24 protein-coding genes are annotated in these 24,690 nt (G+C 32.8%); 7 read left to right on the top strand and 17 right to left on the bottom strand.

Annotated features, from left to right (window positions below; all coding sequences use genetic code 11):
- Window positions 1-40: 40 nt before the first annotated feature.
- The 5 genes from DFQ06_RS00120 to DFQ06_RS00100 form a co-directional block, all read right to left on the bottom strand.
- Window positions 41-649 carry a hypothetical protein gene (locus DFQ06_RS00120; RefSeq protein ID WP_042506295.1) on the bottom strand — a complete coding sequence of 203 codons (609 nt, stop codon included), beginning with the start codon at window positions 647-649 and terminating at the stop codon, window positions 41-43.
- A 73-nt stretch (window positions 650-722) separates the two neighbouring features.
- Complete coding sequence (gene mdh, locus DFQ06_RS00115; RefSeq protein WP_042499940.1) at window positions 723-1,649, bottom strand: malate dehydrogenase; 927 nt, start codon at window positions 1,647-1,649, stop codon at window positions 723-725.
- A 527-nt stretch (window positions 1,650-2,176) separates the two neighbouring features.
- Window positions 2,177-4,723, bottom strand: a complete 2,547-nt coding sequence (locus tag DFQ06_RS00110) for a TonB-dependent receptor plug domain-containing protein (RefSeq protein WP_133965345.1) — start codon at window positions 4,721-4,723, stop codon at window positions 2,177-2,179.
- A complete protein-coding gene (locus tag DFQ06_RS00105) occupies window positions 4,710-5,624 on the bottom strand; it encodes a FecR family protein (protein WP_133965343.1) in 915 nt (304 codons plus the stop codon). Before DFQ06_RS00105 ends, DFQ06_RS00110 begins: the two co-directional genes overlap by 14 nt.
- A gap of 55 nt (window positions 5,625-5,679) precedes the next feature.
- Window positions 5,680-6,201, bottom strand: a complete 522-nt coding sequence (locus DFQ06_RS00100; protein WP_042506293.1) for an RNA polymerase sigma factor — start codon at window positions 6,199-6,201, stop codon at window positions 5,680-5,682.
- A 203-nt stretch (window positions 6,202-6,404) separates the two neighbouring features.
- Here DFQ06_RS00100 and DFQ06_RS00095 point away from each other — a divergent pair, with 203 nt between their 5' ends.
- The 4 genes from DFQ06_RS00095 (at window position 6,405) to DFQ06_RS00080 (ending at window position 9,521) form a co-directional block, all read left to right on the top strand.
- Window positions 6,405-7,463: a hypothetical protein gene (locus tag DFQ06_RS00095; RefSeq protein WP_133965341.1), complete on the top strand. Its 1,059-nt coding sequence runs from the start codon at window positions 6,405-6,407 to the stop codon at window positions 7,461-7,463.
- Window positions 7,464-7,551: 88 nt separating this feature from the next.
- Window positions 7,552-8,337: a zinc metalloprotease gene (locus DFQ06_RS00090; protein ID WP_133965339.1), complete on the top strand. Its 786-nt coding sequence runs from the start codon at window positions 7,552-7,554 to the stop codon at window positions 8,335-8,337.
- A 23-nt stretch (window positions 8,338-8,360) separates the two neighbouring features.
- Window positions 8,361-8,942: a porin family protein gene (locus tag DFQ06_RS00085; protein WP_133965337.1), complete on the top strand. Its 582-nt coding sequence runs from the start codon at window positions 8,361-8,363 to the stop codon at window positions 8,940-8,942.
- Window positions 8,943-9,056: 114 nt separating this feature from the next.
- Entirely contained in the window at window positions 9,057-9,521 is a 465-nt protein-coding gene (locus DFQ06_RS00080; protein ID WP_133965335.1) for a hypothetical protein, read from the top strand.
- A gap of 109 nt (window positions 9,522-9,630) precedes the next feature.
- Here DFQ06_RS00080 and gyrB read toward each other — a convergent pair whose 3' ends face one another.
- From gyrB to DFQ06_RS00065, 3 genes are all read right to left on the bottom strand, one after another.
- Window positions 9,631-11,580 carry a DNA topoisomerase (ATP-hydrolyzing) subunit B gene (gene gyrB / locus DFQ06_RS00075; protein WP_042499930.1) on the bottom strand — a complete coding sequence of 650 codons (1,950 nt, stop codon included), beginning with the start codon at window positions 11,578-11,580 and terminating at the stop codon, window positions 9,631-9,633.
- A gap of 343 nt (window positions 11,581-11,923) precedes the next feature.
- Window positions 11,924-12,442: a DinB family protein gene (locus DFQ06_RS00070; protein ID WP_042499928.1), complete on the bottom strand. Its 519-nt coding sequence runs from the start codon at window positions 12,440-12,442 to the stop codon at window positions 11,924-11,926.
- Window positions 12,443-12,445: 3 nt separating this feature from the next.
- On the bottom strand, window positions 12,446-14,218 hold the full coding sequence (locus DFQ06_RS00065) for an ABC transporter ATP-binding protein (protein WP_133965333.1): 1,773 nt from the start codon (window positions 14,216-14,218) through the stop codon (window positions 12,446-12,448).
- A 338-nt stretch (window positions 14,219-14,556) separates the two neighbouring features.
- Between DFQ06_RS00065 and DFQ06_RS00060 the strand changes: the two genes are divergently transcribed.
- From DFQ06_RS00060 to DFQ06_RS00050, 3 genes are read left to right on the top strand one after another with little or no spacing between them, the layout of a single operon-like run.
- Window positions 14,557-15,171, top strand: coding sequence for a fumarylacetoacetate hydrolase family protein (locus DFQ06_RS00060; RefSeq protein ID WP_042506288.1), 615 nt, complete (start codon window positions 14,557-14,559; stop codon window positions 15,169-15,171).
- 21 nt (window positions 15,172-15,192) lie between these two features.
- On the top strand, window positions 15,193-17,106 hold the full coding sequence (locus DFQ06_RS00055) for a DUF294 nucleotidyltransferase-like domain-containing protein (protein ID WP_133965331.1): 1,914 nt from the start codon (window positions 15,193-15,195) through the stop codon (window positions 17,104-17,106).
- A gap of 1 nt (window position 17,107) precedes the next feature.
- Window positions 17,108-17,773 (top strand): 3'-5' exonuclease, encoded by a 666-nt coding sequence (locus DFQ06_RS00050; RefSeq protein ID WP_074940008.1) that lies wholly within the window; start codon window positions 17,108-17,110, stop codon window positions 17,771-17,773.
- A gap of 61 nt (window positions 17,774-17,834) precedes the next feature.
- On the opposite strand, the gene DFQ06_RS00045 is transcribed toward DFQ06_RS00050, so the two are convergent.
- The 9 genes from DFQ06_RS00045 to DFQ06_RS00005 form a co-directional block, all read right to left on the bottom strand.
- On the bottom strand, window positions 17,835-18,398 hold the full coding sequence (locus tag DFQ06_RS00045; RefSeq protein WP_133965329.1) for a porin family protein: 564 nt from the start codon (window positions 18,396-18,398) through the stop codon (window positions 17,835-17,837).
- Between the two features lie 175 nt (window positions 18,399-18,573).
- On the bottom strand, window positions 18,574-18,798 hold the full coding sequence (locus tag DFQ06_RS00040) for a hypothetical protein (protein WP_133965327.1): 225 nt from the start codon (window positions 18,796-18,798) through the stop codon (window positions 18,574-18,576).
- A 240-nt stretch (window positions 18,799-19,038) separates the two neighbouring features.
- Complete coding sequence (locus tag DFQ06_RS00035; RefSeq protein ID WP_133965324.1) at window positions 19,039-19,242, bottom strand: hypothetical protein; 204 nt, start codon at window positions 19,240-19,242, stop codon at window positions 19,039-19,041.
- 220 nt (window positions 19,243-19,462) lie between these two features.
- Window positions 19,463-20,617 carry an erythromycin esterase family protein gene (locus DFQ06_RS00030; protein ID WP_042506282.1) on the bottom strand — a complete coding sequence of 385 codons (1,155 nt, stop codon included), beginning with the start codon at window positions 20,615-20,617 and terminating at the stop codon, window positions 19,463-19,465.
- A gap of 72 nt (window positions 20,618-20,689) precedes the next feature.
- Entirely contained in the window at window positions 20,690-21,253 is a 564-nt protein-coding gene (locus DFQ06_RS00025; RefSeq protein WP_133965322.1) for a hypothetical protein, read from the bottom strand.
- Between the two features lie 160 nt (window positions 21,254-21,413).
- Window positions 21,414-21,974 carry a hypothetical protein gene (locus DFQ06_RS00020; RefSeq protein WP_042499904.1) on the bottom strand — a complete coding sequence of 187 codons (561 nt, stop codon included), beginning with the start codon at window positions 21,972-21,974 and terminating at the stop codon, window positions 21,414-21,416.
- A gap of 231 nt (window positions 21,975-22,205) precedes the next feature.
- The gene (locus DFQ06_RS00015) at window positions 22,206-22,688 is read right to left on the bottom strand and encodes a hypothetical protein (protein ID WP_133965320.1); all 483 of its coding nucleotides are present in this window, start codon (window positions 22,686-22,688) and stop codon (window positions 22,206-22,208) included.
- A gap of 312 nt (window positions 22,689-23,000) precedes the next feature.
- Window positions 23,001-23,702 carry a hypothetical protein gene (locus tag DFQ06_RS00010; RefSeq protein ID WP_133965318.1) on the bottom strand — a complete coding sequence of 234 codons (702 nt, stop codon included), beginning with the start codon at window positions 23,700-23,702 and terminating at the stop codon, window positions 23,001-23,003.
- A gap of 335 nt (window positions 23,703-24,037) precedes the next feature.
- A complete protein-coding gene (locus DFQ06_RS00005; protein WP_133965316.1) occupies window positions 24,038-24,358 on the bottom strand; it encodes a hypothetical protein in 321 nt (106 codons plus the stop codon).
- Window positions 24,359-24,690: the final 332 nt, after the last annotated feature.

Here is a 24,690-nt window from a genome sequence, read left to right as displayed (position 1 = left end):
ACATGCACTAAGGCATCTAAAACCTAACAAACCCATTGGTTTAGCAAGTTGGTCCTGCCCTACCTTCGGGTATTTTATGAAGATTATTTTCGGTAGAAATTGAAACATTTCTACGCACTTTATAAGCCGTTTTAATAGTGTTATTTTCTAACGAAACATTTATAACTTCTATAAAGAAGAAAATATTTGGATCTGAAAAACGATCGCTTTTAGTATCGGTAGTTAATACGCACTTACCATCGAGATCCCAACCAGATGTATTTGCATTCTGAATTTCGAAAACATCGAGATTATAGGCGATATTTGGTGTTTGGGTAGGTAATTCTGTTTTTCTATTATTTTTACTAAAAGTTTTATTGTCTAAATCTTTAGAAAAAGTCTTTTTAATACTAGCAACATCGGCATCACTGTAGTAGGTGATTTTTAATTTTCCTTGAGCCGTTTGCTGTACTTTTATTTGATTTGCACCAAGCGCTTGTAGTTGTTGCTTTACGTGTGCTACCGCTGTTTGAGCTTCATTTGAAGTAACCTCAACATGATTAAACTCTAATACAATTTCCTGATTAGGTACATTGAATTCCTGCTGAGATATAACAGCCAAGAAACTCAAAATAAAAATTATAGCACCTATGTACCTTTTTAATTGCATGCGACAAATATAAAAAAATAAAGGCTGTATTGCTACAGCCTCTATATATTTATGTAAATTAATGGTTATAAGACTATAATTCTAATAAACCATTAGTTTTTGTTACACCTTCTGCACTTGCTTGCATGTGTGCTTTTTCAGCGTCACTTAAAGGAATATCGATAATTTGCTCGATACCGTTTTTACCTAAAATTACAGGTACACCAATACAAATATCGTTTAATCCGTATTCACCTTCCAAATAAGTTGAACATGGGAACATTTTCTTTTGATCGCAAGCAATAGCTTGAACTAAACCACTTACTGCTGCACCTGGCGCATACCAAGCAGACGTTCCTAATAAACCTGTAAGTGTTGCTCCACCAACTTTAGTATCTGCAGCAACTTGTTCTAAACGCTCTTCACTTAAAAACTCAGAAACTTTAATAGAATTTCTTGTAGCATGAGATGTTAATGGCACCATACCTTTATCACTATGGCCACCAATTACCATACCGTCAACATCACTAATAGGAGCTTCTAAAGCTTCTGCTAATCTGTATTTAAAACGAGCTGAATCTAAAGCACCACCCATACCAATAATTCTATTCTTTGGTAAGCTAGTTGTTTTGTGCACTAAATATGTCATAGTATCCATTGGGTTACTCACAACAATAATAATTGTATTTGGAGAGTGCTCAATTAAACTAGAAGATACTGTTTTTACAATTCCTGCATTAATCCCAATTAACTCTTCACGAGTCATTCCTGGCTTACGAGGAATACCAGAAGTAATTACACAAATATTACTATCTGCTGTTTTACTATAATCGTTAGTTACTCCAGTGATTTTAGTATCAAAACCGTTTAATGATGCGGTTTGCATTAAATCCATGGCTTTTCCTTCAGCATAGCCTTCTTTGATGTCTAACAAAACGACTTCTGATGCGAAATTTTTAATTGCAATATATTCTGCGCAACTTGCGCCTACTGCTCCTGCTCCTACTACAGTTACTTTCATAAGTTTAATTTTAATAAAATTATTATAATATTTAGTCGACAAAACCCTTAAAACACAGAATTCCGGTCAAGCAAATTTACGAATTTATCTTCTATTTCTTTAACAAGAACGCATATAAATACCCCACTTTTTGAAATAAAAAAAGTGCAGAATGATTTCTGCACTTTTTTAACAACTAACTAAACTAAACTAAATAAAACTAAACTTTTCTTTCACTAAACTCAATTTAAAACCTTTTAAAAAGATCTATAAATGAGTGATATTATTTTTTAAATTAAATCAAAACTGACGCTATTAAAATTTACTCTTTACGGCTAAAATTGATAAAATAAATATTCCTTAAATTATATCTGTTGAAATTCAATTAAACTCAAAATTTCTTTCTTTTTTCAAGAATAACACATTTTCATTCTAATTTTTTAAAAATCAATGTCTTAGCTGAAGCAAAGATACACTTATTTTTACGTTACACAACATTTTAGCGGTAAAAAATGTATTTAATCGAGTAATTAAAACTTTTAAACGGATTAAAAATTGAATCTAAGACTTAAATTTGGAGTTAAATCAAGGGATTTATTATCTATTTGAATGGCAGTATTAGAGTCTTCTGGGTTAACTTCATAATACCTATTTATAACGTTCTGCTTCCCTAAAACATTAAATACCCCTGCTCTTAAAGCGCAATGCACAGTTTCTGTAACTCGAAATGTATAATTTACGGAAGCATCTAATCTTATAAAATCATCAAGATTAGAACTATTTGGATCACTATAATTCACCAAAACATCATTCCCATCCCTAACCGTCTCATTACCTTCAACAGGTTTAGTGTAAGGCTGGCCTGAACGCCACATACCACCAATGGATAGTTCTAACTGCTTTAAAACATTATAATTTACAGCTAATGATACCGAATGCCGTATATCTACATTATTAGGAAATACAGAAGGGCTAAAACTTTGAAATTTGTAATTATTTTGACTGTAAGTATAACTAAGCCATGTACTATACTTATTGGCTGTTTTATTAATTAAAAACTCAGCACCTTTTGCCGTATAATTTCCGGTGGCATTAACAAACTGAAAATTATTATAAAACCCTTGGTTTGAAGCCGTAATTCCATCAACTTGTTTATAGAAGCCTTCAACATCCATTAACCAATTATTTTTATTAAACTCGAAACCTAAAGACACTTGTTTACTTTCAGATATTGGAATATCATTTTCGTTAGCCAAAATCCATCTTCTATTTTCAACCCCTAAAAAATCGTCCTGAAAATCAATAATTTGATTTGCCGATTGATTTTTAAATTCGCCTTGTAGTTTAAACGCTATTTGTTCTGAAAGTTTTTGCCTAAAATTTAATCGCGGCTCAATAACAAGTTTATTAAATTTCTGAAAATAATTTCCTCTTACACCTACTCGTAAATATGTATTGTTTTTATTAAATTCAATTTCACTGAACAAGGCATGATTTAGAAGAACATCCTTTTTCGTTTTCTCATAAGATGGTGCACTTACCGTAGTTTCATTCAAAATACCAATTTCACTAAATTGATAACCGTTTAAAAAATGTAAATATGCATTTATCTTAAACTTAGTATTAAGCTTAAAACCGGTTTCTAATACTTCATTTGCTTGGGTTAGTTGCTGGTTGGTTTCAATTCTATTATCTGTAGCATCTACATTGTAGTTTGAATAAAAAACAGAGGCTTCTGTTGTGAATCTCTCATTCCACGTTGCATTCCAGCTTCCACCAAAACCAATATTATCTTGCTGTAAATTACTGGTTTTAGAATTTACATTATCGTCATCATCTGTATATGTTTCGGTATAATCTAAATTATTATTAATACCAATTACGTTTGCACGAAACTGATGATTTTCATTTAAATCAAACAATAATTTCGCTGTATAATCGTAAAAGAAAAAATCTGAACTTCGGTTACCTTCACTTATGTTATCACTATTAGTTGTTAACTCACTATCCTGAAAACTACGTTCAAAATAATTATCATAAGTTGGTGAATTAAAAACATCGGTAAACGAGCGTCTACCAGAAACATGCAAAGCCATTTTTTTACTAATAGGTATTTCTAAAAACACATCGGCATGCATTAAATTAGCTCCAAAACCTCCAGAAAATGTATTATTTATTTTATTTTTAGTAGACATATTAATGGTACTAGAAACACCATCACTAAATTCACTTGGCGTTCCATTTTTAGTAACCACTACTTGGTTTGTTAAATATGGATTGTAAGCAGATATTAAACCAAAAAAGTGTCCTGAATGATACATTTTAATACCGTCCCAAAGTATTAAGTTCTGGTCGTTTGTACCACCGCGTACATTAATATTAGCAATACTTTCATTTACGCTTTCTACACCAGGTAAAGCTTGTATAGACTGCAAAACATCGGGATCTGTTAACCCTGGTAACACTCCAAATTTAGCCGTATTTAAAACCGTACTTCCATCAATACGTTTCTGCAAGCCTATTGTTAAAAACTTAGATATTAATATTTTATTCAGCGCCTGACTTTCTTCTTCCATTATTATGGTTTTACAAAAACCATCTAAAGACCTCAGCTCACTAGCTTTAAATGTTAGAGATTTAAACCCTAAAAAACGAATTTCTATAGTTTCATTAATGGGAATATTACTTAACTGAAATCGACCTTCTATATCTGTAATAACACCTTTAGATCTATTATTAATTACCACGGAAGCTCCAAGCAAAGGCAACTGCTCTAAGTTATCTATTAAAACACCGCACAGCGAAATAGTTTTTTCGATGGTAGAAATGGTAATATACCGCTCGTTAAGTAATTTAAAATTTAAATTTGTGCTTGCATTTAACTTGTCTATTATAAATTGAAGAGATTCTGAATCCTTAAAAGCTTCAACAAAAACCTGATCCACATCTGTTACCGAATACGAAAACTTAACATCAAATTTGGTTTCAATTTCTGCAATAACATCAATTAACGGCTTCTTATCTTGAGATTGAAATCCGAAAGAAAAGAAACCACTGAATAAAATTAAAACAAAATAAATTTTAGTTAGATTCATAGTTATAAAACTCAACGTTTTTCCCCGTTATAGCGTAACTCAATTTAAGCGGAATAGTTACAGATTGCAGAGCTATGTTTTTATCGTTATGTGTAAAAGTTCCAGAAAACATCTGCTCGGCATCAATTTTACTCGCATCGATAACAATATCATACTGAACTTCTAGCTCGTTTATTACTTGCCACAGCGGCACCTCACTAAAACTAGATTCTTTAGCCAACCATGATGGGTTTTCAGCATTAAAAGGCTTAACCTCTACAAGTTCTCCATTAACAACTCTTACAGATTTTCCTGGTGTTAAAATGGTTTTATTATTTTTATGTGTAACACTAACCGAGCCTTCGTAGCATTGTACCTCAAAATAATTATCGCGTTCCTTAACATTAAATTGCGTTCCTAAAACCTGAATGCTCCCAGCATCGGTATCTACAGTAAACTTTTTACCTTTTGTTACTTTAAAAAAAGCTTCACCTTTTAAGGTTAAACTTCTATTTTGTTTCCATTCTTTTTTATTGAAGGCTAACTCCGACTGTGCATTCAGTATCACTTCAGAATTATCGGGTAATTTTAGAGTTTCGGTTTGAGCAATTTCAGTTGAATAAGATGTGGTATGATTAAAAAACAAAAAGTAAGATGATGTTAATAACACAACCAATACAGCTGCAACCTTCATAAACGTTTTAAAGTTTAATGGAACAACCTTGGTTTCTTCTTTTTTAAATGATCTTTTCTTAAAATCGGCCAGAGCTTGTTCTGCATCTATTATTGGCACTTCAATCTGCTTAGAATAGAAGCCCATTTTTTCTAGATTCGAAAAATCTTCCAAAGGATATTTGTTTTTAATATCCTCCAAAGACATTTCACCTTCAAACCATTTTAATATGTCGTTTTCTTTATTCATCTTTTATGCTATACAACTATAAGACACCTTATTATTTATTTACCCTACTAAAAAATTAAATTTTTAAGTCTTCAATTTTACTTCTTAATATTTTTAAGGCTGCCGACATTCGTTTTTCAACTGTTTTTTGAGATATATCTAACAATTCGGCTATCTCTCTATATTTTTTATCTTCTATTCTATTCAATAAAAAAACCTCCCGTTGTTCTGGGCTTAAGTTCTCAATAACCAACATAAGTTTTTGCTTAAACTCATCTTCCTCCATTATATATTCTGGATTCAAATTAGTTTCATCTAAATATGGCGATTCTTTTGCATAATTTAGCACCACCTTTTGGTGTCGAATAGTATTTAAAAATAAATTATTAACCGTGGTAAACAGATATGTTTTGGCTTTAGAGAAATCTATTTTAGAACAATTTTCCCAAATTTTAGCAAACGCATCTTGTACATAATCTAAAGATGCATCACTATTTCCACACTTATAAAAGGCAAAATTACTTGCGGCTTGAATATGTTCTGTGTAAAAGGTGTTAAAATGAGATTCTTCGCAAAGTTTATGCTTGGGGCTATTCATAAAGTTTATACAAATTGATATGCGGTAAAAATATAACAAAAAAAATCAACAGCAATACACACTGATAAACAGTGACTTATATTTAATTTCAAATATTTTTAAAAAAATCATAGGGTAAACTTATATCTAAGGGTCTTAATTACAGAACGGCGAAAAAAACGGCTGTGAAAAAGAAAATTATAAAAACCCTAAAAATTAAAAACATGAAAAATTTAAAATTATTAACAGCAATCCTATTAACATCAATTTTGAGTTTCACATCTTGTCAAGATGAAATTGATAACGAAAACGGACAAAACCCAAATACAAATTCTGCAACATCACCAACAGCAAACAACTTAGAACGCTCGTCTATGTACGATGGTAGTTTTGATGATTTTTTAGATGGTGTATCTTGCTCTTCTATTTTATTTCCATTAACCGCTACAGTTAATGACACAGAAATTACTTTAATTAGTCAAGCAGATTACCAACTTGTTTTAAATATTTTAGGACAGTTTACAAATGATGATGACAGCATTGAATTTCAATTCCCATTAACAGTTAAGCTAAGTAACTATACCGAAGTACAAGTAGCAAATCAAGCGGAATACGATGCACTTATTGATGCTTGTGAAGCGGCCGAAAATGAAGCTGAAGGTGCTATAAACTGTATCAATATCGATTTCCCAATTACAATTTTAACTTACGATTTAAGCGCAGAACAAACCGGAAGTGTTGTTATAGAATCTGAACAACAATTGTACACTTATATGAATAATTTTGATAACGATGCTTTATTCTCAATTAACTACCCTATTACAGCAACATTAACAGGAGAAAGCAATACCGCAATAGAACTTAGTAGTGATGCAGATTTACAAACTGCAATTACAAATTGTTTAGAAAACGACGAAGCTATGGAAGACGCAGAGGAAAACGCTGACACCTTAGAAACCATTTTAGTTGATGGTGTTTTTAAAGTAGAATCTTTTATATCTGCTAGCGTTAACACTGCAAATGACTATGCCGATTACACTATCAATTTTGCTAACGATTTAAGTTGTACTGCAGAAAACACAGTAAACACAACAATAAGCGATATTGAAGGTACTTATACCGTAGCATCTGAGCTTGAAGTATTTTTAAATTTAACTTTTACAGGAAACGCTTCTTTCGAATTATTAAATAATACTTGGGAAGTTACAAGTTTTTCTCAAAGTTCTATCTCTCTGCAAAGCTCAACAAATTCAGCTATTACATTAGTTTTAACTCAAATTTAAAAACTAGTTTAGCATTTGTTCCGTAAGTTATGGTAAAAGCAGCTGTCTATTTATAGGCAGCTGCTTTACAAAATTAAAATACAATACAATGAAGTTTAAAATATTAATTTCCTTTCTATTCCTTTTAATAATAAGCGCATGTTCTAAAGACGAATCGGGAGAAGACAATGATACAGATAACACTGTATCAAAAGTATTAAACCGACAAACCACAGGTAGTTCGGCTCGCGATTTACTATCAGACAACACCTTTACGAGCATGATTATTGAAGTCGTTTATGTAGAAGGTTTTGAACCTACCGAAAGTGCTTTAAACAATTTCACTACTTTTTTAGAAAACAGAACCTATAAACCAAATGGTATTACTGTTGAAAAAAGAGCGATCCCATCTCCAGGAAAAACCACTTATAGTTTAGAAGATATTGCCGACATAGAAATAGAACACAGAACACACTACAACACAAGTAACCAAATTGCGGTTTGGGCTTATTTTTCTGATAGAAAATCTGATAATGATTCCGAAGAAAACAACACCGTTGTGTTAGGAACAGCTTACTGGAATACCTCGTTTGTTATTTACCAAGAAACAGTAGAAAGCTTTAGTAACAGTCCATTTGAACCGGACAGAACATTGCTAGAAACGACAGTAATTAACCATGAATTCGGACATATATTAGGACTCACAAATTTAGGCACACCACTACAAAGTGAACATGAAGATGAAGAACACCCAAAACATTGCGATATAGAAAACTGCTTAATGTATTGGGCATCAGAATCTGCAGCAAACCTAAGCGACATGGCAGGTATGAGCACTGCTCCTCAACTAGATGCACAGTGTATTGCCGATTTACAAGCTAACGGTGGTAAATAAACCTCAATTAAAAAACAACTAAAATGAAAACATTACTTATAACATGCTTATTAACTTTAAGCAGCTTACTCACTATAAACGCACAAAACAAAACATCAAACGCAGGTATAAAATTCGGTTATAATTTAGCCGCTGTTAGTTTTGATGGCGAAACCGAAACAGGACAAAGGCATGCTTTTCATGCTGGCATATATGGTGAATCTTTTTTGAGTGATAATACCGCATTACAAATTGAATTTTTATACTCACAACAAGGCTATGAATTACAAGATAATAGCGGCACATTCACACAAAAGCTAGATTACATCAATGTACCTCTATTATTAAAAATATATCCTAGCAACAATTTCTATTTAGAAGCAGGACCGCAAGCAGGCTTAGCTATTTCGCATAAGGAAGAATTTGATAGTAGCTTTGGGGTATTTGATACTACTCAAGAATTTGAACCTAACAACTTTGATTGGGGCATGAATTTTGGTGGCGGATTTAAAACAAACTCTGGCGTAAGTTTAGGCGTGAGATATCATCTTGGCTTAGGAGATATTTATGATGAAGGATCTCCTCAAAATAGAGTTTGGCAGTTTTCTTTAGGTTTCAATTTGTAATAAAAAGCTAATTCCGAATAAAAAAACAAATATCCCGTAGGGTAAATTAATTTAAAGGTGTCTTATTAATGAAGGCTTATTAAAAGCTTAATTAATCATTAAAATTTTAAAGAGATGACATTATTTAAAACATTAGTATTCGCAGTAATCATAGGAAGTTCTTTTGTAACATACAGCCAAGAAGCAGAAGTTTCTCAAGAAAAACAAATTGACAAAACATCGTATTACCAAAAACGAGCATTAGAAGATGCTAAATACGAACAACAATTTACAGCAGAAACAAAAGCTGACGACGAAACCTTTTGGGAAGATCAAAAAACTTACGAAAAGAACTTGAAGAAAAACGATAAAAAAGCTTACCGCGCATACATGAAAGGCAAAAAAGATGCTTATGCAAACCACTACGAGCATTGTGACAACCATTGCCACCACAGCGACTATTACTACCATCATGCTTCTTTTTACTACTATGGTTATAGCAACAACTATTACAATAATAGATATAATAACAGAAGTACAGTCAACACGAGAGTTAGAGTAAGTACGCTAAGCGTAAGAGCTGGCTTAGGATTATTCTAAAAAAACATATTATAAAAATTTTGCCCCAAATTAGTCCTACATTAATAGCCAAATAAAAAGCGCCTGTCTAAATTTAGACAGGCGCTTTTGTATATAAAATAAATATGTTTTACGCGTCAATATTTGCGTAAATAGCATTTTTCTCAATAAACTCTCTACGAGGCGGTACTTCATCCCCCATTAACATAGAGAAAACTCTATCGGCTTCTGTTCCGTTTTCAATTTGAACTAAACGCATAGTTCTAAATTCAGGATTCATAGTCGTATCCCAAAGTTGTTCTGCGTTCATCTCTCCAAGACCTTTATAACGTTGTATCTTAGATCCATCTCCAAACTCAGAAACAATAGCATCACGCTCAGCATCAGACCATGCATATTGTTTTTTAGCACCACGTTTTACTAAGTATAATGGCGGTGTTGCAATGTAAATATGTCCGTTTTCAATAAGCTCCTTCATGTACCTAAAGAAGAAGGTTAAAATTAAAGTCGCAATGTGACTACCATCGATATCGGCATCACACATAATCACTACTTTATGGTAACGTAATTTTGAAAGGTTTAAAGCTTTACTATCTTCTTCAGTACCAATAGTTACACCAAGTGCTGTAAAGATATTTTTAATCTCTTCGTTTTCAAAAACCTTGTGAGTCATGGCTTTCTCAACATTTAAGATTTTACCACGAAGTGGAAGAATAGCTTGAAATGCTCTATCACGACCTTGTTTAGCCGTACCGCCTGCCGAATCTCCCTCTACAAGGAATACCTCGCATTTTGCAGGATCTTGCTCTGAACAATCGGATAGTTTACCAGGTAAACCTCCAATACTCATTACCGTTTTACGTTGCACCATATCACGAGCTTTTTGAGCTGCATGACGCGCTTGTGCTGCTAAAATCACTTTTTGAACAATGGTTTTAGCATCATCTGGATGCTCTTCTAAGTAATCAGTAAGCATTTCAGATACTGCTTGACTTACAGATGCAGAAACCTCACGGTTACCTAATTTTGTTTTAGTTTGTCCTTCAAACTGAGGCTCCTGTACTTTTACAGAAATAATAGCGGTAAGTCCTTCACGGAAATCATCACCAGCAATATCAAACTTCAAGTTTTTTAATAATCCAGATTCATCTGCATACTTTTTAAGGGTATGAGTTAAACCACGACGGAAACCAGAAAGGTGTGTTCCACCTTCATGTGTGTTAATATTATTTACGTAAGAATGTAAATTCTCTGCGTAAGATGTATTATAAATCATAGCAACCTCAACAGGGACACCATTTTTTTCTCCTTCAAAAGCAATAACATCTTTCATTAAAGGCTCACGAGTGGCATCTAAATACTTGATAAATTCTTTTAAACCTTCTTCAGAATGAAATGTTTCACCTTCAAACTCACCGTCTTCTTTTTTAGTTCTTCTATCAACTAAATGAATTGTAATACCTTTATTAAGGTAAGCTAACTCACGTAAACGACTTGCTAAAGTATCATAACTATACTCTAAAGTTTGTTGAAAAATAGTTTCATCTGGTCTAAACGTAACAATAGTACCACGTTTATCAGTTTCTCCTATTTTCTTAACAGGATATAAGGCTTTACCGCGCTCATACTCTTGCTCCCAAACTTCTCCATTTCTATAAACCGTAGCTTTTAAGTGTGCAGATAGAGCATTTACACAACTTACACCAACACCGTGCAATCCACCAGAAACTTTATAAGAATCTTTATCGAATTTACCACCAGCACCAATTTTAGTCATTACAACTTCTAGAGCCGAAACGCCTTCTTTTTTGTGTAAATCTACAGGAATACCACGACCATCATCTTCAGTAGTAATCGAGTTATCTTCGTTGATAATTACTGTAATATTGTTACAATGTCCGGCTAAAGCCTCATCAATCGAGTTATCGACAACCTCGTAAACTAAATGGTGTAAACCACGTACACCAACGTCGCCAATATACATCGACGGACGCATACGCACGTGCTCCATACCTTCTAAAGCTTGAATGCTATCGGCAGAATAATTGTGCTTGTTAAACTCTTCTTTTTCTTCGCTCATAAATTATGAATTGATATTATTTTATTATTAATATGAGACCCTGCTTTTTATACAGGATTAATGAAAATCTAATATTCTAGTTTACGCCATGTAAAAAGAATCAGTATTTCATTAGCATAAAAAAAGATGCCATCGAGCATCCTTTTGAATACAAACAAATATACAAATTAAAATGGCATTTTAAATGCAGTTTATCGACTTCACGTAATAATTATTAACATTTGTTAATTTCCAAAAAGTGTCTTAAATCGCTTAAAAAAGGCTTTAAATTAAACTTAAACCTCCACAATGCACACTCCAAAACACTAAAAAGAAGAAAGTGTCTTAAAATTGATATTTTGAATTACAAATACAACGCTTTTATGATATCAATATGCCAGATTTCGTGTCCTAAGATCATAAAGGCGACTGCTCTTGCCGACATTGCCGCTCCGTTAGCATTCCCTACAAATTCTAGATCTTCGTCGCTTAAACTCTGTATTAAAGCATTTGTACTTTGGCGAACGCTTAAATACTCATCAACCAAGATATCCATAGATTTTTGATTAGCTTTAGAAGGCTTAATATAATCGTCCTGCTCAAAACCTGCCATAGCCGTAGCATCGTGACGAGCCATTCTAAAACAACGATACCCCATAACACGCTCGGTATCTATAATATGCTGAAACACTTCTTTTACAGTCCATTTATTTTCGGCATAACGATACTCTAACTTATCACTTGGGACAGTCTTAAAAAACTCAACGACTTCGGTTTTCCCTAAATCAAAACCTTTTTTTAAAGTCCAGGTTTTTGGCACCTTACCTATGTAGCCTGCGTAATACTCGTGATACTCGGTCGTTCTTAAATCGGTTACTTTCATGTATTAAATTTTTGCTTGGTATGTATATAAATCATAATAACGTGCACCTAAAGCGATAAGTTCATCGTGCGTGCCGCGTTCTACAACATGGCCAGCTTCGATAACCAAAATCTGATCGGCTTTACGAATTGTACTTAAACGGTGTGCAATAACTATAGTGGTTCTATCTTTTATTAATTCTGATAAACTCTTCTGAATTAAAGCTTCACTTTCGGTATCTAAACTCGATGTGGCTTCATCTAAAATAATAACTTTCGGATTTGCAAGAATAGCACGCGCAATAGCCAAACGTTGACGTTGTCCGCCAGAAAGTTTCACGCCACGCTCCCCTATTAATGTCTCCAATCCGTCGTCAAATCTATCCGTAAACTCATTAACATAAGCTGCTTTTACAGCATTTTGTAATTCGGCTTCTGTAGCATTTGGTCTCGGGAACATAATATTTTGCCTTATGCTGCCTTCGAACAAAAATTCATCTTGCAGAACCACACCTAAATGCTGGCGATAACTACTTAATCTTACTTTAGATAAATCTTGATTATCAATAGTAACTTTACCTTTTTGAGGCGTTAAAAACGTTGCTGAAAGTCCTGCTATAGTGGATTTACCAGATCCTGAACTCCCAACTAAAGCTGTTACCGAACCTGCCGGCGCTTTAAAGTTAATATTATGCAAGACATCTTTTCCTTCCTCGTAAGAGAACGTTACATCCTTAAATTCTATATCACCTTTTAACGTATTAAGTTCTATGGTTCGAGCCGCGTTATCCTCTTCGGCCGTCATATTCATAAGCTCTTCGGTACGATCTAAACCAGCCAAAGCTTCGGTAAGTTGGCTACCAATATTACTCATTTGCACAATAGGCGCAATCATAAAACCAAGTACTAAGGTGAAGAAAAGAAACTCACCAGTGGTCATTTCTCCTAAAATCATATAATAACCACCAATACCCATAATACCAGTGGTGGCAACACCTATTAAAAAGGTCGAAGAACTCGTCATTAAAGCCGTTGCGGTTAAACTCTTTTTTACATTCTGAAATAATTTATCAACGCCTTTTTCAAAAACAATATTTTCTTGTTCCTCAGCATTAAAGGCTTTTATCACACGTACGCCAGCAAGTGTTTCGGTAAGTCTACCTTTTACCTCAGCGTTAATTTTTCCGCGTTTTCTAAAAATTGGACGAATATATTTAAATGCTCTAAGCGCGATATATCCAAAAATAGACAAAGGGATGAATACAAAAAGTGTCATCCATGGGTTTAAATCTATTAAAATCACTAGAGAAACAATAGCCGTAAACGATCCGCCAACAAGCTGCACTAAACCAGTACCGATTAAGTTACGCACACCTTCTACATCGCTCATAATTCGAGATACTAAAGCACCAGATTTAGTATTATCGAAAAAGCTAATAGGCAGAGAAAGCACTTTTTTCTGTACCTGAGCTCGTAATTCGCTTATTAAATATTGAGCTTGTACGCTTAAAATTTGTGTTAGTAAAAACGAGGTTACCGCCTGTACTGTAATGGCCGCGATAACGATACCTATTAAATTGTACAACATCGAGATATCTTTGCTTGGTACAACATCGTCTAGCAATACTTTACTTTGCCATGGCAATACTAAACCCGCCAAACTGCGAATTACTATTAACAACAAACCTAATAAAACCAATTTCCGGCGTGGCCAAATAATAGTTTTAAAGGCTTGAGCCATTGTGACTTTTTGTTTTGTTTTATCTTTAGGCGATCCGGATTCTTTAAGGTGTTGCATGTGAAATTTTAGTATATTGAGAATACAAGTCAATAAAGATACCACATGTAGAGATTATGACATATTTTCATTTGCTTTTTTTAACAACAACCTAACATATTTACACTACAACTCGTTGTAAGTTTTAATATCACAGACTAGCCCGCGTTAGGGATTGAAGCATTTGTTGGAGCTCTTTTTGTGTGGTTGCACCTATGCAACACAAAAAAGCGACTGCGAAAAGCCCGACCCTTGTGGTAACGCCCAAATTATTTTCGAGGAAAAGCACTTTTTTAAATGGCTTATTTACTACTTTTATTTTCTCTTAAAATTTGATGATAAACTAAAAAACTAAGTAAATGAAAGTTATTGGAATTGGAAAAAATTATGTGAATGATAAATCTGAAATTAGCGCTATTAAAACGGGTAAACAGGTTATTTTCACAAAGCCAGATAGTAGCGTTGTAACGGGTAATGCGGATGTTGTTTTCCCGGCAATTACAAACCAATTGGCTTACGAGCTAGAGTTGGTAATAAAAATTGGAAAAACGGGTAAAGACATTAGCTTGGAAGATGCTAACGGTTACATTTCGGAAATTGCTGTTGGTATTGATTACACTGCCAAAGATGTACTTGCTGCAAGCCGCGAAAACAAAGGCCCTTGGGCTTTAGCTAAAGGTTTTGATGGTGCCTCACCTATTTCGGGTTTTAAGCCTGTTGCTAACTTCCCAGATTTAAACAATATTAATTTCGATTTGGTTATTAATGGTGAACAAAAACAAGTTGGAAACACCGATTTTATGATTTATAATTTTGCTGAAATTATAGCGTATGTATCGAGTTTTATGACCTTAAAAGAAGGTGATATTATTTTTACAGGTACACCTGCAGCTGGTGTTGGACTAAATGTAAAAGGTGACCATTTACAAGCATCGATTGAAGGTGAACTACTTTTAGATTTTAAATTAATATAATTTTTACACCGAAAACAACTTATGAAAAACTCGATTGCTGAACGTGTTTGCGATTTCTTAAAAATTTATCCGCCCTTCGATTTAATAAAGTTTAAAAAGCTTTTAGAAATTGCAGAGGAGGTTGTTATTGTGTATCTGGAAAAAGGCGACACTTTGTTTAAGGCAGACCAACCAGCAAACGAGTATTTCTATATTGTGCGCGCGGGTGCTATTAGCTTGTTTCATACAGAAAACGACACGCAAGAGCTGGTTACTATTAATGATACTGGCGATATTTTTGGCGTGCGCCCACTTATTGCGCGCGAAAATTACAAATTAACGGCTACGGCAAACGAGGAAACTATTATTTACGCCTTGCCTATTAAAAATTTCCAAAGTGCTACAGAGAATAATGCTAAGGTTTACAAATACCTTATTACGGCTTTTGCAACAAATGCGTACGACTCTTACACTACCGAAGAAAATAATGCCATTTTTAAAGATTACTTGCCTAACACATCGCAAGACATTGTAAATTTCCAAACGGCAAACTATACAAAAACACCAATTACCTGTGCTAAAACATCTACATTGCAAGAGGCTGCTAACCTAATGTGTACCCATAAAATTGGTTGTATTATTGTTGTGGACAATAAAAAACCTGTTGGTATTATTACCAATAGCGATATAAAAAACAAAATTGCAACGGGTAAATTCCCGATTACCACAGCAGTTACCAATATTATGAGTTCGCCGGTAATTACAGCTAAAAAAGATTTAACGGTTGCCGATGGCCAACTAAAAATGATAAAAAACAGTATTGGGCATTTATGCATTACCAAAGATGGTACGGTAAACTCGCGCCTAATAGGTGTACTTACCCACCATGATGTTTTAGTGACTTTAGGAAACACACCTTCGGTAATTTTAAAAGAAATAAAACGTGCCAACCGTACCAAAAAACTACGCATAGCACGCTTAAAAGCGAACACATTACTTAAAAGTTATTTAGAACAAAATATTCCGTTAACACATATTATTAATGTTATTTCGGAAATTAATGATGCCGTAACCATTCGTGCCATTGAAATTGCTTTAAAGAAAATGCCAACCGAGCCACCAGTTGCTTTTTCTTGGCTTGCCTTAGGTAGCCAAGGCAGAAGAGAACAACTATTGTTTACAGACCAAGACAATGCTTTGGTGTTTGAAGATGTTCCTGAAGATAAGTATGAAGAAACTCAGGCTTACTTTTTACAACTGGCTAAATATGTAACAAAATCGCTTAATAAAATTGGTTTTGAATATTGTGAAGCTGATATGATGGCGGTTAACCCGGAATGGTGTAAATCGATTTCTAAATGGAAAACACAATTTCAGAATTGGATTTTAAGTCCAGATGATAAGGCTATTTTACTATCCTCTATTTTCTTTGATTACTCTGGTGTTTATGGTAATGAAAAATTAGTAGACACCTTATCGGAAAGTATTTTTGAAGCCTTAGGCGGATCGAGCCTTTTCTACAAATTCCTGGGTAGCGAGGCTATTAAAAGCCCTACGCCTCTTGGTATTTTTAAACAGTTTTTAGTTGAACAAAATGGTGAACAAAAAGATTTGTTTAATATTAAAAGTCGTGGTTTAATGCCTTTAATTGATGCTGCGCGTTTACTGGTGCTAAGCAATCAAATTAAAAACGTAAACAACACTTACGAGCGCTACGAAAAAATGGCAGAAATAGACCCGAACAACAAAGAACTTTACGAGTCTTGCGCTTATGCTTTTAAGGCTTTGTCTAAATTTAAAACCAAACAAGGTTTACTGCACAACAACTCCGGGAAGTTTATAAAACTAGAAACTTTAACTAAGGAAGAAAAACTAAAATTAAAGCGCTGTTTTAAACCGATACACGATATACAAGAGACTTTAAAATTACGTTTCGATTTAAAAAACTTTATCTAAAATGGAATTTAATTGGTTTAAAAAGAAACAAGACAATTATCCCGAATTTTATTTGGCCTATTTAGAGCGTTTTAAAAAGAAAGCTAAAGGTCTAATTGAGGATACGCGTTTTGTAGCTTTTGATACGGAAACTACAGGTTTTGATAAAAAGGAAGATCGTGTGCTATCTATTGGCGCGGTATCTATCGTTCATAAAACCATACCTGTAAGTAACAGTTTTGAGCTTTATATACATCAAGATATTTTTAAATCTGAAACTGTAAAAATTCATGGTCTCATGAAAAACGGAGATTATGAAAAAGTAACCGAACTAGAAGCTATTAAAGCATTTTTAGAATACATTCAAAACAGTGTACTTGTTGCTCACCATGCTGGTTTTGATAAAAACATGATGAATGAAATGATGCTACGCAATGGTTTAGGAAAACTAAAAAACAAGTTTATCGACACTGGTGTGCTCTTCAAAAAATCTAAACATAAAATATATCAAGATACCTTACAAAAACATTATTCGCTAGACGATTTATGCAAAGAACTTAACGTACCTAAAGTAGATAGACATACTGCTAGTGGCGATGCCTTAATAACGGCTATGATATTTTTAAAAATCCTTTCCCGATTAGATAAACGCAAGCATTTAAAATGGGGCTATTTACTACACGGCTAAAACTCAAAAAAAACCGAAACACTAGGCCTCGGTTTTAAATATCTTAATTTATGCTGTTGTTTTAGAAAAAGAAATAACCAATAGACACTTGCATAACTCCGTTTTTATATTTGTCATTAAAGCTATCGACATCATTAACATCTGATAAACCTACATTATAGCGTGCTGAAAAATTAAGGCCGTTGTCTAATTTATAGCCCAATCCAAAGTTGACACCTAAATCTAAACCTTTGTAACTATCTTTTAAATTAACATCGTCTTGCTTAGCAGAAACTAAAAAACCTACTTGCGGTCCGGCTTCTAAACTTAAGCCTTTAGTTAAGTAATACTTCCCCATTAACGGCACGGTTAGATAATCTAACTGAACCGTATCAGATTCATCGGATCCCAAAGAAAAACCCTGACCAGAATATAAAACCTCAGGTTGAAAGGAGAATTTTTCCGAAAGTGGCACCTCAGCCACAAGTCCGTAATTAAAAGACGTTACCGTATCAAACCCATCGGTATTATCTCCAGTGATTGAAGCAAAGTTCAACCCTAATTTAGCACCAAATCGAAAATCTTGAGCGGTAACTTGTGTTACCCAAAAAACTGCCATCGCAGCAACTAATAATACTTTTTTCATAATTAAAAATTTATTTGTTCTTTAAAACAAAGCAAACCTTTTTTTCATGATTGAAATGCTATTTAAAATAGTTTTAACCTTTTTAACCAATTTAACAAAACCCTGATTAACAAATAATTAACACCCAAACTAAACACAAAACATTAGATTTCCAGCTCCAGAAAACCTATTAAAATTATTCTACAATTTCGTAGTCAATATCAAGCTTTCGCAAAGCACGTAAAGCAGAACCTGTGTTTTTATCGTCCAGCTCAATATCTACAGGATCACCTTCTAAAAGGATGTCCGTAAGTTCATTTGCCAAACCATTATCTATCCCGGTTGAAATCTCTACAATGCATTTAGCTATCGCTCTTCTATCTGGTCTTTGAGCATCACAAGACAATAAGTTTATTTTCATAATAATATTTTATTAAGGCAAGATACTAAAGTTGAGCTTGGTTGGGTTGGATAACTTGGGTTACTACTACTTTTATTTTATGATTGAGTGCATAATTAGATCGCTTTGCGGAAATTATTGTTTCATTTCTCCTCTAATCAGGCAAAGGCTTTTCGTTTCGCTTACATTCTTAACGGTATGCGGTGACTCTGGGGCTTTTCTCATCGTTAGAGAAAATTCATTTTAGTTATTATGAATCGTTTAATGTATTAAAGAATTTTTATTTTTTATATTTTTTTGGTTTTTCTTCCATTTTCCAGATACAAAAACACTATATATTGTTAATGTAACTCCAAGAGTTAGGGCGCTGTATTGTAAAATTTTGTATTCGTTCAAAATTGTTAATCCAAGAGTTGTAAACATCAATCCTATTACTATAAAAGTCGTTCCATTATTCTTTTTCATTTCTTGCAAGTTATTGTCCAAGGTATTAGTAGAGCAAAATATTAATATGTTACAATGCAAAGAGCTGAGTGAGCCATGAATACCAAAGTTACGTATAAGAATAGTGCGATGTTTGTGTTCGTGGATTTTCCGAAGGAAAATCAGACGTAGTAAACTTGCAACGACTTTTGATTAAACCTAAAATTGAGTGATTCTTTTTACACATTGTTAGCAACAGTATTTATTCCGCAATCTTTATGTCTTCCCCTTTTGAGATGAAGACTAAGACATCATAATGATTAAACCAATTTGTTTTTATCTTCTTCTCATCAACGACAAACATTCCTTCATATTCGTTTTGTTGATATTGCTTATTTTCATTAATAACTTGACGTGCGTCAATCAAGTAATTTTTTTCTGTTGAAGGTAAAAAATGCAATAAGTTCTCTTCGTCTTTACTGTATTTTTCAATCCATCTAGATTTTCTAAAGGGCATATTTACAGAAGAAATTGCTATATGATATGAATTATTAAGTTTTTTTTCTGCGAATTGAAATCCCATTGTTTGTCCACTTCGAGTCCCGTAATTATCTTTTATCATATGCGCATTATGTAACCAAATAATGAACTTTTTTTCTGGCATTTTATTAACAATGAAATCTAAGTTTTTTGCCATTTGGTTATCTCTTATAACTATTGCTTGTTCGCTGCTATTAAGAGCTGAATTCATAATAATATTACTTCTGTAGCTTTCTATAAATTTAAACCAAAGTTTATTTCGAATTACATCTTGGTTCTCTAAAAGTTTTTCAAGTTCCTTGTTTAAGATTTCTAAATTTGATTTACCGACAACTTTGCCTGCATTATTTCTGTTTCTGATAAAAGTTTCCGTTAATTCTAAAAAATCCGCGTTAACTTCTATGGAATTGTCATGTAAAAATTCAGTCAATTTTTCGGTAAAGTTTTTTAACGAATAATAAGAGGTCATTTGATTATCTAAACCCCAAATGGTCACGTTATGTTTCTCTATAAATTCGAATAATTCTTTACCTTGAACTGAACGAGACCAAAAGGGATAAAGATTATTTTCGATATTTTTATTATGGTCAAAATAAAGTCCAAAAAAATCGCTCTCAAAGACTATATTTTTATAGCCTTGTTCTAAAACTAAATACTTTACAAATTCTGTTTTAGCCAATAAGTCAGCTCCGAAATAATGATTTGATTCTCCAAGAAACACAACTTTTTTATCCACCAAATTGTCATCCATAATTTTCTTAACATCGTCGGTTAAAAGGTTTTCTATTGAATTTAATTCGTATATATTTTTTTCTACTTGAGCAAATATTGAATTGATTCCAAACAACACAAGAAGTATGATTGTCGTTTTATACATTTTTTTTAATATTGTTGCTAACGTTGTTCTGTAAGAAAAGCTACGTGATTTAAGCACTAAAGTTAGCAAACGTTATCTATTCTTTTGGTATTGTTTAATTTCTTCCCAACGTTTCGGGTCAACCATTTTCCAATAAACCTCGTAGAAGTCTTTTTTTTCGGGATTATGATTTTTTATCAGTTCTCCAAAAAAGTTTGTCAACGCAATTTTTTCTTCATTTTGTTCCGTTAGTACGTCTTTCTCTTTTTCATCTAATATCATAACAGATGCGTAAATATGCTTCCATTCCTCAAGACCGTTTGTTAGAACAGTATATTTTTTTCCGTTTGATAAGAGGTCAATATTATTCCACATTAGTATTGGGTAATTTCTGTTACTCGGAAAAATTTCCTTATCCCATTCCCCATATTTATCAAACATCACTTTGTGCGTATAAAATGCAGAAAAAACACATTCATATCTAATTTCATTAATTTCTGTAGTGTCTTTACCATTTATAGTAACATATTTTTCATTCAAAATTTCCGTAAACTTATTCTTGTAAATTATAGGACATTTTGTTTCCTTAACAACTTTTTGTGAAGAAGAACAACTTAAGAAAATAGAAAATATAATTGTTATGTAAACTCCTTTCATAGATTGGTTTTTAATGTTTGCTAACGTTTATATGTAAGGAACGTTGCGTGTTTGTGTGCGAGGATTTTCCGAAGGAAAATCAGAAGCTAGCAAACAAAGCAACAAACTTTGATTAAGCCTAAAATAGCAATTTTTTATATATGGTGTTGTGTAACGTTTTTTATATTCCGTAACTCTCATTCATACAGTTAACTCCACTAATATCTGATATTTCCTCAATCTTTTTTGTTTCAAGATTAGCTTTCCACGCTTTTTTAATGTTGGTATAAATCTCTAAATCGAAATCATTTTCACTACTCTCAATAACTGTAAAAATTCGAGAATCTGCTTTTTCATTATTTTGGCAAACTCCGAAAGACATAAATTCATTCGTTTTAAAATTATTAATATGAATGGTGTCTAAAATTTGAAATTTCTTTTCTGGTTTTCCAGTCTCAACAATTTTCTCCAGAATAATTATTCGTTTTTGTTTATTCTGCATTTCAGAAATGGCATATTCCCATTTACTTTTTTCAAAATTTATTACAGAACTAGTTCCAACTTCAAAGTTGCTGAAATATTCAATTTCTTTAATATCTCTAAAAACAAAATCGAAAATATTTTTTTCCGTTTTTATTGGTTTAGATTTTACAACTTCTTCTGGTTGAATTTCTTTTTCTTTTTTATTGTCAATGCAACTAAAAGTCAAAAATATTAATATAAAAGTTAAAATTTTGTTCATTTTACAAATGTTACACAACGGCTTCGGCTATGGTTAGTACGGGAATTAAAAGTAATTAATTTTCGATTAAGCACTTAGCCAAATCTTTTATTTTGTTTTATCTTTTTTGTTCTAAAGCCAAATCAAAAAGATTTGGCGGACTTATTAAAATACACTGAACTTTGAATTAAATACCAAACCCCGTATTAATTATAGCCATTGTTGTGTGCAGGCTTTTCTATTGTTTTGATTCTATACGATACTTTCTAAATCAATTTTCCTATATCTCGAACCAACAAAAACAGAAATCGAAATACGAGGATTATTCCACTCATTTGGTAAATTTATATGACACGATAGACTATCATCTGTATTGTCATTTACAGCTTCAAAATCATATCTGTCAAGACCTTTTTCGTTGTTTTTATTCCGCTCTACTCTTAAACCTATATCATTTGAAAAATTTTGAAACAAGCTAAAAATTTTTTCAACGTTTTCCTTTTGTAACTCCAATTCTGTAAAATACTTGTGTAAGCTTCCACATCTTTTCTTTAATCCGTTTTCTTCTTTTTCACAAATATTTACACGCATTTTCCTCATTTCCCATTTGTCAATTATAGGTATTTCAGAAGATATTATTTTTACAAAATCAGAAATATATTCTTCCCACATTTTTTTTGCAGTTTCAAAAGAAATATTTTCAAACGTCACCTTGGCTTTATTCTCTGTATTCATTTATCATTCGATATTAGTGTTTTTTTCAAACCAAATTCTCTTACAGTTCTGTTTTTAGCTTGCACACAACGGCAGGTATATAGACATTAAGGGATTATCAATATAAATATCCTACAGATTTATATTGAAGCTAATTTAGGAAATAAGCGATTACTTTCGGTTTAGCCACAAGCCAAATCTTTTGTATTTTGTTTTAATTTTTCTCTTTAATACCAAATCAAAAGATTTGGCGACTTTGCAAATAGACAACGACCTTTTGATTAAACATTAACTGCCCTATTTGCTATATATAGTGTTGTAGAGCGTATTTTATCAGATGTTATTATAATCAATTTTTTCAAAACGATTACCCTCTTTTATTAGGTCTGACCAATTAAAATCATATTTTTCTTCGTCTTTCCAATCATCTGGGTAATCAACCATTAAATAATCTCCAATTCCAAAACCACCACCAAAATAACAATATCCAGATGCTTGAATATTGTCAGGTCCTGGTTGAAAATCTACGTGTCGAAACTGTGATGAAAGTAAAACACAAAGTCCAGAGTAAGCATCAATTAAATTCTTTAAATTGGCTTGTTCAAAGTTGTTCAGTCTGTCGTGTTTTGACTGATTATATGCTTGATACCATTCTAATCCACCGTCAGTTTTCCAACTTAAAGAGGGTTTTCGAATATTTTCAGGTCTTGGTTCTCCAATTCTGCTACCATTTTTATAAACAGGCTCATAGATGTTCTCTTTAAAAATTGCTTTAAAATTCGCTTCGACTTCTATACAAGTCCGCATTAACAATTCGTGTACTCTATATGAGAAAGTTGTACTATTAATGTCAGAAGGTTCAATAAATTGAAATAGTTTTAATAAGTCTTCTTGAATTATCAAAAATGCTCTTGTATAATGTTCAGGATTTTGAGAATAATCCTTTTCAATGATGTAAGCCCAATCGCTGTAACCTGAATTTGGTTGTTCTTTTACTGGTCTATAATTCCGATGGAAAGGCTTTTTGAAACTCATTATTTAACTTGGCTATTTTGTTGTTTAGTTCGACTTTCGTTATATGCTCTACAACGTTTATGTATATGGTTTGTTGCGGGGTTTAAGTCACTAATTTAGTAAATGAAATCCGTAACATTGGGGAATCCGAAGGATTTCCCAAACAAGCAAAGACTAGCAATAAATTATATACTGTGTTACCTGCAGGCTTTATTTCTTCGTTTTCCAATCTTTTATTCGGTCAATGAGGTCTTTATAAAATTACTTGGCTTATAAATGTTCTCGAAAATAACCATCAGAATATTTATATAAGATTTTTTTCGACTTTCTTTAAGTCGGATGTCAAAGAGTCCGTTTTATTCCGATTCTTGAAAATATTCATAAGCATAACCTCCTATATCACCATCGTTTAATTTATTTCCATTTGCATCTTTCAAGTCATATCTTTCCTGTATTCCGCCAATAGATGCGCTTCCTTCTAAACCTAGAAGTATGGAATAAAAAACATCAGTCAAAGTGGAATTCATAACTTTTCCCATTATTACACTTTGCTCTTTCGTCAGATTAAGTGATTTAATTAATTGTCCAACCTCAGTTTCAGGATTCTCAGATAAATATTTTTTTAGAAAATCCTGTTTTTCGGTATAAAATGCTTTTACTAATTCTTCTGTATTCATAGGTTTTTTAGCTTGCAGGTAACGTTGTTGTGTATGGTTAGTTGCGTGGTTTAGCGACTAAGTTAGCAAACATTTACGAACCCGTGAATATTCCGCAGGAATATTCGCAAGTAGAGAAGAACCTAGCAATTAAATATACACGGCTTAAGTTAGCCTTTAAATAAAAAAGACTAATTTAAACATATAAAATAGAAAGCACAAAAGAGAGGAATAAGGTTAATATACACGGAGAGACTTCAGATCTCGTCAACATTGTAAATCCCCTCTCTTTTCTACACAGATTTCGAACAGTTCTGTGAGGCTTTAAGACCTCGATTTTAAGTCGTTGAAAC

The sequence above is a fragment of the Algibacter lectus genome (assembly GCF_004368925.1).
GTDB lineage: Bacteria > Bacteroidota > Bacteroidia > Flavobacteriales > Flavobacteriaceae > Algibacter > Algibacter lectus.
This window is presented reverse-complemented; position numbering and strand designations above follow the sequence as displayed.